Origin of the sequence: Allobrachymonas denitrificans DSM 15123, assembly GCF_900110225.1 — a bacterium.
GTDB lineage: Bacteria > Pseudomonadota > Gammaproteobacteria > Burkholderiales > Burkholderiaceae_C > Brachymonas > Brachymonas denitrificans.
The window spans coordinates 77210-90980 of sequence record NZ_FOCW01000001.1; the positions used below are offsets into that span (position 1 = coordinate 77210).

Sequence of the window (13771 nt, forward strand, 5' to 3'; positions counted from 1 at the left end):
CTGCAACGCATGGACATGCCGCAGCCCGCGTCCAGGCAGCCTGCCCGGGGAGGCGCCTGACCATGCCGCGCTTTCACTGCCCGGTGCCGCTGGCCGAGGGCGATACGCTCAGTCTGCCCGCTGGCGCTGCCCGTCATGTGCAGGTGCTGCGCATGCAGCCGGGCGATGCCATCACCCTGTTCCATGGCGGACTTGCGGCCCATCTGCTTGCCGGACAGCCGCGCCCGTCCTATGCACAGGGCAGTTTCGAGGCCGTCATCACACGCATGGGGCGCAGCGAGGTCGAAGTACGCGTCGGCGCACAGCATGACGTGAATGAGTCGCCTGTTCCGCGCGTGCACCTGCTCAGCGGCGTGCCGGCCAACGACCGCATGGACTGGCTGGTGGAAAAGGCCGCCGAGCTGGGCGTGGCCAGCATCCGCCCGCTGATGACCGAGCGCAGCGTGCTGCGCCTCAAGGGCGAACGCGCCGAGAAGAAGCAGGCACACTGGCAGGCCGTCGCAGTATCCGCCTGCGAGCAGTCGGGCCGCACGCGGGTGCCGGAAGTGCATCCTGTCAGTACGCTGGCCGAAGGCGTGCAGGGTGCAGACAAGAGTGCGATGCGCTGGGTGTTGTCGCTCAGCGAAGGCAGCCAGCCGCTGGCAGCGCTGTTGCAGGCCGGCATGCCGGAGGATGTCTATCTGCTCTCCGGTCCGGAAGGGGGGCTGAGTACGGCCGAGGAAGCGTTGGCAATCGCGCAGGGCTTTCTGCCGCTGTCGCTGGGCCGCCATGTGCTGCGTGCCGAAACGGCGCCGCTGGCTGCCCTGGCCTGCCTGATGCTGCGCTAGGCCGGAAAACGACAATGCCCGCACGGGGCGGGCATCATTGGCCGGAAAGGGCGGGGCTCAGGCCTTGCCGTCTGCCTTGCGCAGGATCTGGTAGAGCTCGTCCTTGATCATCAGCTTCTGCTTTTTCAGGGTTTCGATTTCCTCATGCGTGGCATGCTCGATATGGGCTTCCATGTTCTTGATCTTGTGGTCCAGCTCGTTGTGCTTTTCGAACAGACGGTCGAAGTGAGCGTCTTCCATCTTGAGCTGGGAAATCAGGTCGCGGTATTCGGGAAACATGGGTATGGTCCTCTTGGAGTGGGTATGGGCACTGATCAGGCCACGTTGCCTGCTGCCTTTGTGTTACTGCAGGTAACCAGCCGTCATGTCTCCAGTATAAGCGAGCCGGACGCGTGCGGCGAGAGGGGGCGCCGCAGGAAATTGCCGTGCTCAGGTGCGCAGCTTGCGCTCTTCGCTGGCATGGGCCGCTTCATCGCGTGCCACGTTCTTGCGCACAAAGAAGAACAGCCAGGCCGCCATCACCACGATGAAACCGATGGTGAAAAGGGTCAGCAGGCCGATGTCGGTGGCAAACAGTTCGCGCATGAGCACATCCATGGAACTCTCCCATTCAGATTACAAACATAGGCATTGGGCCCGAGATCGCTGCTGCAGCGTTTGACACAAGTCAACAGCCGTCGGGATTGCAGGCTCCACAGTGGCTTGTGCCACAGTTGCATGACCTAGAAATGACGGTCCAGCCAGGCATGCAGGCAGGCAAACGCTGCGTTCCGCACCGCAGGCAGCTCATGGAACAGTTCGTGCCCGCAGTCGCTCCAGCTGTGGGCCTGCACCACGCCCGGCGGTGCGAGGCTGGCCAGGGCGCGGCTGCCTGCCGCATCCACAAAGGCATCCGGATCGGCATACAGCAGCAGGGTGGGCGTCTGCCAGCGGGAGGCCTGCTGCAGCGTGGCCGGGCCTTCGCGCAGCAGGAAGGCGGTCAGGCTGGCCGAGATGCGGTCGTGCACCAGCGGATCGGCCAGATAGTCGCGGACCACTTGCGGATCGTGCGAGAGCTGCTCCGGCGGCAGGCCGTTGGGGAGGTTCAGGTGCGGTGCCACCCGGCCCAGCCAGTGCAGCAGGGGGTGGTAGCGCCGGGGAATGTGCGTGGCCAGCGCCGGCGAGGACAACAGCAGGCCCTGCACCGTTCCGGCCGTCTGCTGGCAGGCCCAGCGCGCCGCCACCAGGCCGCCCAGGCTGTGGCCACAGAGCAGCAGCGGGGTACGTGCGCCCCACTGCTGGCGTGCGCCGTCGATGATGCCGCCCAGATCCTGCAGCAGCTGTCCGGGCTGGAGCAGGTCGCCCCGCTTTCCCGGTGAAGCGCCATGGCCATGGTGGTCGTAGCTGCGCACGGCAAAGCCCGCCTCGACCAGCTGCCGGGCCAGCGTCGCCTGCCGGCCGGAATGCTCGCCCAGGCCATGCACCAGCACGGCCATGCCGCGCAGGGCCCGGCCGGATGGCAGCGGCCAGTCGCGCAGATGCAGTCGGGAAGGGGAGGAGGTATCAGGCACGGTGGAAAGAAAGTGACAATGCGATTGTTTCCTACACGACAGGCGCCGCCTGCCGTGCACAATTGGTTGCATGATAGCTGCAGCACGCTCCGAAACCCGCCTTGGCAATGCCTTGCGCCACTTCTCCCGGCCTCATGCCATGTTGTGGGCGGCGTTGGTGATGGCGCTGGTGCTGCTGCTCAATGAATTCGGCTACATGAACTCGCGCGAGCATCTGGAGCAGTCCAACCGGCTCGAACAGCAGCGCGTGGCACTCAACAACCTGCGTACTGCGGTGATCGATGCCGAAACCCTGCAACGCGGCTACCTGATCTCCGGCGACAAGCGCTATCTGGGCCCGTACCAGCTAGCCGTGTCGCGCATCGAGCCGGCGCTGGACCGGGCCCGCAGCTTCTATGTGGGCTCTCAGCAGAGTCTGAGCGAATTTGCCACCATTTCCCGCCCCATTTCGCGCCGCATTGCCGAAATGGAGGTGACGGTGCGCATGCGCCAGAGTGGCGGTGGGGATGTGGAGTGGCTGAAAGCCTTCAACACCGATGCCGGCCAGACCTACATGGATACGGCGCGCACGGGTCTGGACCGTTTGCGCCAGGCCAACGACAGGGCGCTGGTGGTGAGCAAGCGCGCGCTGGAGCGCAACCTGCTGGCGGCCCGTCTGGTCGTGCTGCTGGTGATTCTGCTCGGAGCCGCGGCTTTCTACCTGCTGGTGCGCCAGTCGCGCCGCATCGACCATATCCAGGAAGAGCGCCGCCAGCTGATCCAGCAGGAGCGTGACCAGCTCGACACCGAGGTACGTGAACGCACGGTGCAGCTGTCCGAACTCACCACGCACGTGATGAAGGTGCAGGAAGCCGAACGCGGACGCATGGCGCAGGAGCTGCACGACGAGATGGGCGCGCTGCTGACGGCGGCCAAGCTGGACACGGCGCGCATCAAGTCCCGGCTGGGACAGCTGGGCGTGGATGACGAGAAGATCACGCAGCGTCTGCAGCATCTGGTGGAATCGCTCAATGCCGGCGTGGCGTTCAAGCGCCAGCTGATCGAGGAGCTGCAACCCTCGTCGCTTACCCACCTGGGCCTGCGGGCCACACTGGAAAACTACGCGCGCGAGTTCTCGGAGCGCACGGAGATCAGCGTGGAAACGGACATCGAGCCGGTGGATCTGGCACCCGATGCGCAGCTGGTGGTATTCCGCGTGATGCAGGAAGCCCTGACCAACATCAGCAAGTATGCGCAGGCAACACATGTGCGCGTGATGCTGCACGACAAGAAGGACTACGCCCTGCTGCAGGTGCTGGACGATGGCGTGGGCTTCAATGTGAACCAGAAGGTCCATGCCAGCTACGGCCTCTCGGGCATGCGGCATCGTCTGGAAGCCATGCATGGCAGCCTGCGCATCGTGTCTGCGCCGGGCCGGGGCACGCGCATCGAAGGTTCTTTGCCGCAGGCGCGTCACCGCATGGCCGAGCCGGTGCGGCAGGAGCCGCCGGCTGCGGCCGGCATGGAGGAAGGCAGTCCGGCCATGCTGCAGGCCGGCCCTGCGCCGGCTACACTCGGGTGATTCCCGAGGATTCCCCGCATGCAGACGACCCCCATCCATTATTCCGGCGATATCGAACCCGAAGAAGCCTACGCCTGGCAGCAGCAGGGGCTGGGCGTGCTGGTGGATGTGCGTACGGATGCGGAACGCGACTGGGTCGGCATGGTGCCCGGAGCCGTGCCGCTGTGCTGGCGCACCTATCCCGGCATGGTGCCCAATCCGGATTTCGATGCCCAGGTGCAGGCGCTTGCGGCGCAGCATCCCGGGCAGCGCCTGCTGTTTCTCTGCCGCAGCGGGGTGCGCTCGGTCGGTGCGGCGCAGCGTGCGACCGAACTGGGGTTGGAGGGCTGCTACAACGTGCTCGAAGGCTTTGAAGGCGACCTGGATGGTGCGCAGCAGCGCGGCCATCGGGGCGGCTGGCGCTTCCGCGGCCTGCCGTGGATCCAGAAGTAGGCAGGCTGGTTACTCGCGCAGGAATTCCGCTACCGGATGCAGTGCATCGACGCGTGCGGCAATCACCTTGATCACCACCACCAGCGGAATCGCGATCAGCAGGCCCAGGGCTCCCCACAGCCAGCCAAAGAACAGCAGCGCGATGAATTGCGCCGAGTGATTGATGTTGGCGATGCGGCCCAGAATCCAGGCATAGGCGATCGACCCCACCAGCGCGGCCACCACCAGCGTGGAACCTGCAGCCAGCACCGCCGGCACGATGGCGCCCCATTGCTGTACGCCGGCAATGAACACGCCGATGGCGGTCAGCAGCGGGCCGACGTAGGGGATGACGTGCAGGATGCCCGCCAGTGTGGCCCAGATTTCGGCGTTGCGGAAGCCTTGCGCCACCAGCACCATGTAGGTGAGCAGGCCCAGCAGCAGGTTGACCAGCACCAGCGAACCCAGGTATTTCTGCACCGAGGAATGGATGTCGTCCAGCAGTTCCACCGTCACGCGCTTGTGCTGCCATCGGCTCCCGACCACCCGTACGGTCTTGCGCCGGAAACTGTCACCGGCCGTGAGCAGGAAGTAGGCCAGCAGCAGCACCGACCCCAGCGTGCCGAGCCCGCCCATCACGCGCAGGGCGCGCTGCATCAGCATGGACGAGACGCCTTCCTGGGGCGGGGCGGCCTGCGCCGTGGCTGACTGCGTGGCCCGCGTGCTGCCCGTGCCGCCGCTCTTGAGGGCGTTGTCCACCGCGCGCGCTGCCTGGTTGAGCTTGGAGAGCGAACTGCTGCGGTCGACCTGCACCTGGCGCACGCTGCGCGTGATGCGGTTGATGGACTCCGGCATGGATTCGGCCAGATCGATGGCTTGCCACCACACGGCGTAGCCGATCCCGCCGATCACCCCCATGAAAGCCACGATGGCCACGGCGCTGCCGAGGGCGCGCGGCAGCCGCATGCGGCTCTGCAGGAAATCGACGATGGGTCCCAGCGTGTACGACAGAAAGATGCCTGCCACCAGCGGCATGAAAAAGGCATCGGCCCATTTCAGCAGGAAGATCACCAGCGTCACGTTGAGCAGGATCAGCGTCCAGGTCAGCAGGCGGCGCTTGGAGAAGGCGGCCGTTGCGGACTCTGCTTCAGGCTCGTCCCCGCGCAGTCCGGTGACCACGGGAGAAGGCGCTAGCGGTGTGGCAGGGGGCAGAGGAGGCTGGTCGGGCATGATGGCGGAACGAGGTGGTTTCACAGTATGCCGCGAAGCCCTGCGCAGGGGTAGCGGGCGTACGGCTCATGCAACAAACATCAAGAAATGACGCCACTCCGTTGCCGGAAGTGGCGTCTCCTGTGCTCCGGGCCGGCGCGCTGCCGGCCGGGGGCAGTTCAGGCTCAGCGCACGCTGCCGCGGCGCACCAGATTCACGATGGCCAGCAGGATGATGGCGCCGATCAGGGACACCACGATGCCGCCAATGCTCAACGGATTCTCATTTATGGTGCCCATGCCCAGCAGCGGGGAAATCAGCCAGCCGCCGATCAGGGCGCCCACGATGCCCACCACGACGTTCAGGAACAGGCCCTGTTGCGCGTCGGTACGCATCACCAGGCTGGCCAGCCAGCCCACCACACCGCCTACGATGATCCAGATCAGAAATCCCATGATGTTCTCCTAATGAAAGCTTGCAGTTGAAACAGGTTCGGCAAGACCGGCGCTGTTTACCGGGCCCGTATCTGCCGGCTGCCACTGCGGCTTTCGGCTCGGGTTAGGTGCATTGTTTTTCAGAACGCGCTGCAGGGCTGTGGGCAGCAGGGCCGAACGCATGTAGGAATGCGCCGCCACGAATGGCAACAGCTGTTGCCATCAGGCGTGGCTACCAGCGGCATAGGGAATTGCAATCCAGACCAGTAATGAGAATTGATATCATTAACTATCGAAAGAGCAATGCAGGAGAGCCACCATGGCACACATCAAACGCTGGTTGCGCCCCCACCAGCGCACCCTCTACAAGACGATGAGCTACTACGTGATTCACGTGCTGGTGGCAGCTGGTGTGGCCTATGCCGTGACCGGCAACCTGGTTGCTGCACTGACACTGAGCCTGCTTGAGCCGACAGTGCAGGCCTTTGCCTTCTTCCTGCACGAGAAGGCCTGGCAGCGGCAGGTCAGCCGCGCGTGACCTGATAGACAGCGGTGCTGGCACGCACATTGGGCAGGCTGCGGATCACGCGCCCCTCATGCAGGCCGAAGCGGTCCTGCACGCGCAGGCCGCAGCGCGCGGCCAGCACGCCGAAGTCGGCATAGGTGCCGACGCGGATGTTTGGCGTGTTGTACCACTCGTAGGGCAGGCGCTTGTTCACCGGCATGCGACCGCGCAGGATGGACAGGCGGTTGGGCCAGTAGGCAAAGTTGGGGAAGGCGACAATGCCCATGCGGCCCACGCGCACCGTCTCGCGCAGCATGGTTTCGGCGTTGCGCAGGTGTTGCAGCGTGTCGATCTGCAGCACCACGTCGAAGCTGTTGTCGGCGAAGATGTTCAGGCCTTCGTCCAGGTTCAGCTGCAGCACGTCCACGCCGCGGCGGGCACAGGCCAGCAGGTTGGCATCGCTGATTTCCACGCCGTAGCCGGTGCAGCCGCGGTGCTGCTGCAGCCAGGCCAGCAGCGCGCCGTCTCCACAGCCCAGATCCAGTACATGCGCGCCTTGCGGCACCAGTTGGCCAATGGCCTCGATGGCGACTTGTCCTCCGCTCATGCTGCCACCTTGTTGTCAAAATAGGCGCGTACCAGATTCAGGTAGCGCGGGTCATCCAGCAGGAAGGCGTCATGGCCGTGCGGGGCGTCGATCTCCGCATAGCTCACATGGCGCCGGTTGTCGAGCAGCGCCTTCACGATCTCGCGGCTGCGCGCGGGCGAGAAGCGCCAGTCGGTGGTGAAACTCACCACCAGAAAGTCTGCCTTGGCCTGCGCCATGGTGCGCGACAGGTCGCCGCCGAACTGCTGCGCCGGATCGAAATAGTCGAGCGCGCGCGTGATCAGCAGGTAGGTGTTGGCATCGAAGTAGGTACTGAACTTGTCGCCCTGGTAGCGCAGATAGCTCTCGATCTGGAACTCGATGTCCTGCGTCGAATACTTGTAGCCGGTGCTGTTGTGCGTGACGGCCTCGCGCAGTTCGCGGCCGAACTTGCTGTTCATCACGTCATCGCTCAGATAGGTGATGTGGCCGATCATGCGCGCGATGCGCAGGCCGCGGGCCGGCACCACGCCATGCTCGTAGAAGTGGCCGTCGTGGAACTCGGGATCGGTCACGATGGCGCGGCGCGCCACCTCGTTGAAGGCGATGTTTTCGGCGCTCAGGTTGGGCGCGCTTGCGATCACCACGGCGTGGCGCACGCGCTCGGGGTATTGCAGCGTCCAGCTCAGCGTCTGCATGCCGCCCAGGCTGCCGCCCATCACGGCAGCCAGCTGGTGGATGCCGAGTTCGTCGAGCAGGCGTGCCTGCGCATTGACCCAGTCCTCGACCGTGACGACCGGAAAATCGGCGCCGTACTGCTTGCGGCGGCTGTCGGACGGGGCATCGGGGTTGGCATCACGCGGGCCGGTACTGCCGAAGCAGGAGCCGATGTTGTTGACGCCGATGACGAAAAAGCGGTTGGTGTCCACCGGCTTGCCGGGACCGATCATGTTGTCCCACCAGCCGACATTGCCGGGCTCGTCGGCATAGTGGCCGGCCACGTGGTGCGAGGCGTTGAGCGCGTGGCAGATCAGCACCGCGTTGGACTTGTCGGCATTGAGCGTGCCGTAGGTTTCATAGGCCAGCGTGTAGCCGCGCAGGCTGGCACCGCTCTGCAGCGCCAGCGGCTCTGCAAAGTACATGGATTGGGGGGTGGCAATGAACGACATGGAAAAAAGCAAACCCGGTACCGCACAGGACGGAAACCGGGTGTCTGGCTCCGTTTTAGCGGCATTTGTTACGCGCCCGCAAGCTGGAAGCAAATCGGCGCAATGGGGCCAGTATAGCGCGGCCGTCTCTCCACTGTCACGCGCAGGGTTGTTTGTCCATCAGACGGGCTGCGCTCCGGGTCTGGGCACTTACCAGAGCACTGCTGCAACAGCGAGGCCGACGAAGATCACCGCACAGATGCGGTGCACCCAGTGCAGCGGCACCAGCCGCGTGATGCGCTCGCCCAGGAACACCACCGGCACGTTGGCCAGCATCATGCCCAGCGTGGTGCCGGCGACCACGGCAGTCAGCTCCTGGTAGCGCGCCGCCAGCGCCACGGTGGCGATCTGCGTCTTGTCGCCCATCTCGGCCAGGAAGAACAGCACCACGGTGGTGGCAAACACGCCGTACTTGGGCGACTTGGGCTGGTCGTCCTCGTCCAGCTTGTCGGGAATCAGCATCCACACCGCCATGGCCAGGAAGGAGGCCGCCAGTACCCAGCGAAGCACTTCGGGCGAGAGCAGGGTGGTGATGAAGCTGCCCACGGCGCCGGCCATGGCGTGGTTGACCAGAGTGGCGGCCAGAATGCCCCAGACGATGGGCCAGGGCTTGCGGAAACGGGCAGCCAGGACGAGCGACAGCAGTTGCGTCTTGTCGCCCATTTCGGCCAGGGCGACCAGGCCGGTTGAAACGAGAAAGGCTTCCATGGAGGAGGGAATGGGAGAAGGGTCAGTTTTCCGCTGGGTGCGGACGCGGGATTATCGCAGGACGCGCAAAGACACTGCGCTAGATCAAGAGTGCATTATTTCAGGGTAAATACTGGCAGTGTGGGGATTTGCTGACACCAAAACTACACATATCTGCCCCATAATGCTCCGGGTATCCACACGCGGCGCGCGCGTTGCGGGCGGGTACATGTTTGCGGTGATTGCTTTGCGTGAATGAGGTCGATGATCAATCCGTCGTCAGCCCAAAACGGACATCGCTTGGTTTATTTGTTTTTCTGAAAGAGTCCGTTCATGGGCAACAAACTTTACGTGGGCAACCTGCCCTATGCTGTTCGCGACAACGACCTGCTGCAGCAATTCAGCGAGTTCGGCGCAGTGACCAGCGCCAAGGTCATGATGGAGCGCGATACCGGCCGTTCCAAAGGCTTTGGTTTCGTCGAGATGGGCAGCGATGCCGAAGCCCAGGCAGCCATCAATGGCCTGCATGGCAAGGACATGGGCGGCCGCGCCCTGGTGGTGAACGAGGCTCGTCCGATGGAACCGCGTCCCCCCCGCAGCTTTGGTGGCGGCGGTGGCTACGGTGGTGGTCGTCGTGAAGGCGGTTACGGCGGTGGTCGCGAAGGCGGCTACGGTGGTGGCCGTGAAGGTGGCTACGGCGGCGGCCGCGAAGGCGGTGGCGGCTACGGCGGTGGTCGCGACTTTGGCGGCGGCAACAGCGATGGTTTCCGCAGCCCCTACGGCGGTGGCCGTCGTGACGGTGGTCGTCGCAACAACTACGACGACAACAACAACTATTGATCGATGGCAGGGCTGATCCAGCCCTGTATCGTGCAGGAACCCTGCTGCGGGCACTGCCCGGGGCAGGGTTTTGTCATTTGGGGGGTGGCCAGTCGAACACTTCCGGGGCAAACCATTCGGTCACGAGGATACGGGCCCCGTTGATGTCGAACACCGAACTGCGGCGCCATACGCCCTGCCGGGGCAGCATGGCGGTGTGCTCGGGCGCATGGCGCTGCCACAGCTGCAGCACATGGCGGGCAGCAGGGCTGTGCGCGGCATCGTGATACCAGCGCAGCGGGCTGCGGTGGATGTGCGGGGTGTCGAACAGCAGTTGTGCCAGAGGCTTGTCGCCCAGGCCGCGCAGGCCGCGCCAGCGCAGGCGCGATTGCGGCGCCAGCACGGCCGAGCGGGCCAGTACGGCAGGGCGCTCCTGCCCTGCTGGGCCGCACCAGAGGAGCACGGTGCGCACATGGGCACTGCCGGCCTGCTGGAACGGCTGGCGCCGCAGCGCACGGGCTTCTTCCGGCCAGAGCGCATCGCTGCCTTGCTGCAGCACCTGCACCTGCACCCGGCCACTGGCACGTGTCAGATGGCGCGTGAGGGAGCCTTCGGCCTGCAGCCAGCGCCGCATGCGCGCGGCCACCGGCCGGCGCTGCAGGCTGCGCAGCTGCAGGGGGTTGGGCGTCAGGGGCGCGGGAGCGGTGGTCATGGGGTGGAAGGCGGGGCAGGATGGTGGCCCGGCGTATCAGGATCTGCGCAGGAGGCGGCGGGCACATCCGGCGTGCCTGGCGCGACAGGGTCAGCGGGAGCCACAACCCCGGTCAGTGGCCTGGGCGTGAGCCTCGGTTTGCGCGGCCGGCCCGCAAACAGGCGGTCGAACACGGCGTTGGGCAGCAGCCGCAGTAGTTTGGCGACCACGCCCATTTGCCACGGAATCACGCGGTAGCTGGCGCCTGCCGCAATGGCCCGCTGGGCACGCTCTGCAAACTGGTCGGCGCTGAGCAGGAAAGGCAGGCTGAAGTGGTCGCCTGCCGTCATCGGCGTGGCGATATAGCCTGGCAGCAGCGTCACGACCCGCACGCCGCTGCCATGCAGTTCGCCGCGCAGGCTCTCGCAATAGGTGAGGGCGGCGGCCTTGCTGGAGCAGTAGGCCCCATGGCCGGGCAGGCCGCGGATGCCGGCCACGCTGGCAATGCCCACCAGGCTGCCGCTGCCGCGTTCGCGCATCGGGCGGATGAAGGCCTGGAAAGTGGCCGCCATGCCCAGCACATTGGTGGCCAGGATCTGCTGCATCACGTCCAGATCGGCGCGTTCGGAACTGTCCATGCCGTGGCTGATGCCGGCGTTGGCAATCACCACGTCAGGCACGCCCTGACTGGCCATGCAGGCATGCGCGGCGGCGATGACGCTGTCGGGCTGCGTGACGTCGGCAGCATGCAGGGTGATGCGTGCCGGATCCAGGCCTTGCCGCTGCACCCAGTCCGCCATGGCTTGCTGGCGGCGGGCCACCAGTGCCAGGCGCCAGCCGGCGTCGTGGTAGCGTCGCGCCAACGCCTGGCCCATGCCGCTGGAAGCGCCGGTGATGAAAACGAGCGGAGTCCGGGACGACGACACAGGAAAAACAGCTCTTGTTTACTGCCGCGCCGGCGAGGGCTGGATCTGGGCCCGTACGCGGCCATCGACGCGCAGCACCTTGTTGTCTGCCGTGTATTCCAGTCCGCTGCCGTTGATCACGTCCTTGCCCTGGGTGATGCGCACGGGGCGGTCGGTGCTGATGTGTTCCTGCTGGTTGATCACATGCAGGTAGTCGCTTTCCAGCACGGTCGGCACGCGCGGCTGGCCGTTCTTGTCGGGTCGCGGGTCGGTGCGCACCACCCGTACGTTGTCGAACAGTTCGATGTCCTTGCCCTTGCTGTCGGAGACGGAGCGGTCGGCGGTGGCACGCGTGACCACGCCGCTGGCATCCAGGCTGTAGCTTTGCAGCTGTTGCGTGCGGATGGTGTCATTGCCCGGCAGGTGGTCGCCAAATGCGCCCTGGATTTCGGTCTGCAGAATGCCCTGCGGGTTGAAGTTGCGCAGGCTGAATTCCTTCATGTAGTAGTCGGGCTCGTTCGGCGGCGGTGCAGGCCTGGGCTCTTCGGCCGCCGGCATGCTGCGCACCAGCCAGGTGGTGGCCAGCACCAGCAGCAGTACCAGAATGACCGGCATGAAATCGACCAGGCGGCGCCAGATCTTGTCGGACAGACGCTCCGGCGTGCTGGTGGCTGCGGGCAGCGGACGCAGCACACTGGCCAGTTGCAGGCCGGAGTCGCTGGAAGGGGGCTGGGGCGTGCTCATGCCGGGTCGTCCGCGGTGGTTAGGTAGGGGGCCAGCAGCGCGGCGTAGCGGCCCTGCGCCTGCAGCAGCAGGTCGCACAGTTCGCGCACGGCGCCTGCGCCGCCGCTGGCGCGCGTCACATGGCGTGCGCGGGCGCTGACTTCGGGGTGGGCGTTGGCCGGTGCCGCGGCAAAGGCGGCGTGCGAGAGCAGCGGCAGGTCGGGCCAGTCATCGCCCATGGCGGCGGCCTGCGACCAGTCCAGCCCCAGGGTGGCCAGCAGGCGCTCGGCTGCCGGCAGCTTGTCTTCGGTGCCGTACACGGCGTGTTCCACACCCAGCGCCTGCAGGCGTGTGCGCAGCGGGGCAGAGTCGCGGCCGGTGATGATGGCGGGCGTGATGCCGCCTTTCTGCAGCAGTTTCAGGCCGTGGCCATCGAGGGTGTTGAAGCGCTTGATGGTTTCGCCGCTCTCGGTGTAGAGCAGGCCGCCATCGGTGAGCACGCCGTCCACGTCCAAGAACACCACGCGGATGCCCTGGGCTGCCAGCAGCAGTTCGGGATCGAAGGTCAGGGCGGGTTGCTGCATGTCAGATCACCTTGGCCAGCATCAGGTCGTGCGTGTTGAGGGCGCCGACCAGACGGCCATCGGCATCGGTCACCGGCAGGCTGTTGATGCGGTACTGCTCCATCAGGTGGGCGGCATCAGCGGCCAGCGCATCGGGGCGGATGCTGCGCGGGTTGGCGTGCATGAGTTTGTCGGCGCTGAGCTGGCGCAGGTCGGTGCCGCTCTCGAGCAGGCGGCGCAGGTCGCCATCGGTGAAGATGCCGACCACGCGGGCATCGGCATCGACCACCAGTGTGGCGCCCAGTCCCTTGGCACTCATCTCGCGCATGACCTGGCTGAAATCGGCATCCAGCGGTACGGAAGGCGCGGCATCGCCGGCGCGCATCACATCGGCCACGGTGGTGAGCAGGCGACGGCCGAGTGCGCCACCGGGATGGGAGCGGGCAAAGTCCTCGGCGCGGAAACCGCGTGCATCGAGCAGGGCCACGGCGAGCGCATCGCCCAGCGCCATCTGCACCGTGGTGCTGGCGGTGGGGGCGAGGTTGAGCGGGCAGGCTTCCTTTTCCACGCCGCTGTCGAGCACGATGTCGGCATGGCGTGCCAGGCTGGACTGCGGCTTGCCGGTCATGGCAACCAGTGGCACCCCCAGGCGCTTGAGCACGGGCAGGATGCGTGCCAGTTCCTCGCTTTCGCCACTGTTGCTGATGGCCAGCACCACGTCGACATCGCGCACCATGCCCAGGTCGCCGTGGCTGGCTTCGGCGGGATGCACGAACAGCGCCGGCGTGCCGGTGGAAGCCAGCGTGGCCGCAATCTTGCGCCCCACATGGCCGCTCTTGCCCATGCCCATCACCACCACGCGGCCGCGTGCCGCCAGGATGGTGGAGAGGGCGCGGGCGAAATGGGCACCGGTATCCGGCTGCTGCAGGCGTTGTGCGCATTGTTGCAGCGCCTGGGCCTCGACGGCGAGCGCCTGCTGTGCCAGTTCCAGCGCGCGGGCACTGTCGAAGGGGGATGCGGGAGTCAGGTTGTGATCCATGATCGCACGATTGTACGGGGGGAGGGCCGACGCTGCCTATGACGGAATGCAAG

Annotated in this window: 18 protein-coding genes; 5 read left to right on the forward strand and 13 right to left on the reverse strand. The window is 65.8% G+C overall.

Annotated elements, in window-relative coordinates; genetic code table 11:
- Positions 1-62: 62 nt before the first annotated feature.
- Entirely contained in the window at positions 63-827 is a 765-nt protein-coding gene (locus BMW28_RS00315; RefSeq protein ID WP_091812692.1) for a 16S rRNA (uracil(1498)-N(3))-methyltransferase, read from the forward strand.
- A 57-nt stretch (positions 828-884) separates the two neighbouring features.
- Here the strand turns inward: BMW28_RS00315 and BMW28_RS00320 are convergent, their stop codons facing one another.
- The 3 genes from BMW28_RS00320 to BMW28_RS00330 form a co-directional block, all read right to left on the reverse strand.
- Positions 885-1106: a YdcH family protein gene (locus tag BMW28_RS00320; RefSeq protein WP_091812694.1), complete on the reverse strand. Its 222-nt coding sequence runs from the start codon at positions 1104-1106 to the stop codon at positions 885-887.
- A 150-nt stretch (positions 1107-1256) separates the two neighbouring features.
- Positions 1257-1424, reverse strand: a complete 168-nt coding sequence (locus BMW28_RS00325; RefSeq protein ID WP_143280521.1) for a DUF3149 domain-containing protein — start codon at positions 1422-1424, stop codon at positions 1257-1259.
- 125 nt (positions 1425-1549) lie between these two features.
- Positions 1550-2377, reverse strand: a complete 828-nt coding sequence (locus tag BMW28_RS00330) for an alpha/beta hydrolase (RefSeq protein ID WP_234969908.1) — start codon at positions 2375-2377, stop codon at positions 1550-1552.
- Positions 2378-2447: 70 nt separating this feature from the next.
- Between BMW28_RS00330 and BMW28_RS00335 the strand changes: the two genes are divergently transcribed.
- Both BMW28_RS00335 and BMW28_RS00340 read left to right on the forward strand, forming a co-directional pair.
- Positions 2448-3938 carry a CHASE3 domain-containing protein gene (locus BMW28_RS00335; RefSeq protein ID WP_091812696.1) on the forward strand — a complete coding sequence of 497 codons (1491 nt, stop codon included), beginning with the start codon at positions 2448-2450 and terminating at the stop codon, positions 3936-3938.
- Positions 3939-3956: 18 nt separating this feature from the next.
- Positions 3957-4370 (forward strand): rhodanese-like domain-containing protein, encoded by a 414-nt coding sequence (locus BMW28_RS00340; RefSeq protein ID WP_091812698.1) that lies wholly within the window; start codon positions 3957-3959, stop codon positions 4368-4370.
- A 9-nt stretch (positions 4371-4379) separates the two neighbouring features.
- On the opposite strand, the gene BMW28_RS00345 is transcribed toward BMW28_RS00340, so the two are convergent.
- Positions 4380-5579, reverse strand: coding sequence for an AI-2E family transporter (locus tag BMW28_RS00345; protein WP_091812699.1), 1200 nt, complete (start codon positions 5577-5579; stop codon positions 4380-4382).
- Positions 5580-5743: 164 nt separating this feature from the next.
- Positions 5744-6013, reverse strand: coding sequence for a GlsB/YeaQ/YmgE family stress response membrane protein (locus BMW28_RS00350; RefSeq protein WP_091812701.1), 270 nt, complete (start codon positions 6011-6013; stop codon positions 5744-5746).
- A 298-nt stretch (positions 6014-6311) separates the two neighbouring features.
- Here BMW28_RS00350 and BMW28_RS00355 point away from each other — a divergent pair, with 298 nt between their 5' ends.
- A complete protein-coding gene (locus BMW28_RS00355; protein ID WP_091812703.1) occupies positions 6312-6530 on the forward strand; it encodes a DUF2061 domain-containing protein in 219 nt (72 codons plus the stop codon).
- On the opposite strand, the gene metW is transcribed toward BMW28_RS00355, so the two are convergent.
- The 3 genes from metW to BMW28_RS00370 form a co-directional block, all read right to left on the reverse strand.
- Complete coding sequence (gene metW, locus BMW28_RS00360; protein WP_091812705.1) at positions 6517-7104, reverse strand: methionine biosynthesis protein MetW; 588 nt, start codon at positions 7102-7104, stop codon at positions 6517-6519. The genes BMW28_RS00355 and metW overlap by 14 nt on opposite strands.
- Positions 7101-8252, reverse strand: coding sequence for a homoserine O-succinyltransferase MetX (gene metX, locus BMW28_RS00365; protein WP_091812707.1), 1152 nt, complete (start codon positions 8250-8252; stop codon positions 7101-7103). The genes metW and metX overlap by 4 nt, the downstream gene beginning before the upstream one ends.
- Before the next feature lie 189 nt (positions 8253-8441).
- Positions 8442-8999 (reverse strand): TMEM165/GDT1 family protein, encoded by a 558-nt coding sequence (locus BMW28_RS00370; RefSeq protein WP_091812709.1) that lies wholly within the window; start codon positions 8997-8999, stop codon positions 8442-8444.
- A 312-nt stretch (positions 9000-9311) separates the two neighbouring features.
- On the opposite strand from BMW28_RS00370, the gene BMW28_RS00375 reads away from it, so the two are divergent.
- Positions 9312-9818: an RNA recognition motif domain-containing protein gene (locus BMW28_RS00375; RefSeq protein ID WP_091812710.1), complete on the forward strand. Its 507-nt coding sequence runs from the start codon at positions 9312-9314 to the stop codon at positions 9816-9818.
- A gap of 73 nt (positions 9819-9891) precedes the next feature.
- Here the strand turns inward: BMW28_RS00375 and BMW28_RS00380 are convergent, their stop codons facing one another.
- The 5 genes from BMW28_RS00380 to BMW28_RS00400 form a co-directional block, all read right to left on the reverse strand.
- Positions 9892-10509 carry a chorismate--pyruvate lyase family protein gene (locus BMW28_RS00380; protein WP_091812711.1) on the reverse strand — a complete coding sequence of 206 codons (618 nt, stop codon included), beginning with the start codon at positions 10507-10509 and terminating at the stop codon, positions 9892-9894.
- On the reverse strand, positions 10506-11363 hold the full coding sequence (locus BMW28_RS00385) for an SDR family oxidoreductase (RefSeq protein ID WP_091812712.1): 858 nt from the start codon (positions 11361-11363) through the stop codon (positions 10506-10508). Before BMW28_RS00385 ends, BMW28_RS00380 begins: the two co-directional genes overlap by 4 nt.
- Positions 11364-11432: 69 nt before the next feature.
- On the reverse strand, positions 11433-12137 hold the full coding sequence (lptC, locus tag BMW28_RS00390) for an LPS export ABC transporter periplasmic protein LptC (RefSeq protein WP_091812713.1): 705 nt from the start codon (positions 12135-12137) through the stop codon (positions 11433-11435).
- A complete protein-coding gene (locus BMW28_RS00395; RefSeq protein ID WP_091812714.1) occupies positions 12134-12700 on the reverse strand; it encodes a KdsC family phosphatase in 567 nt (188 codons plus the stop codon). The genes lptC and BMW28_RS00395 overlap by 4 nt, the downstream gene beginning before the upstream one ends.
- A 1-nt stretch (position 12701) precedes the next feature.
- Complete coding sequence (locus tag BMW28_RS00400) at positions 12702-13718, reverse strand: KpsF/GutQ family sugar-phosphate isomerase (protein WP_091812716.1); 1017 nt, start codon at positions 13716-13718, stop codon at positions 12702-12704.
- Between the last annotated feature and the right edge of the window lie 53 nt (positions 13719-13771).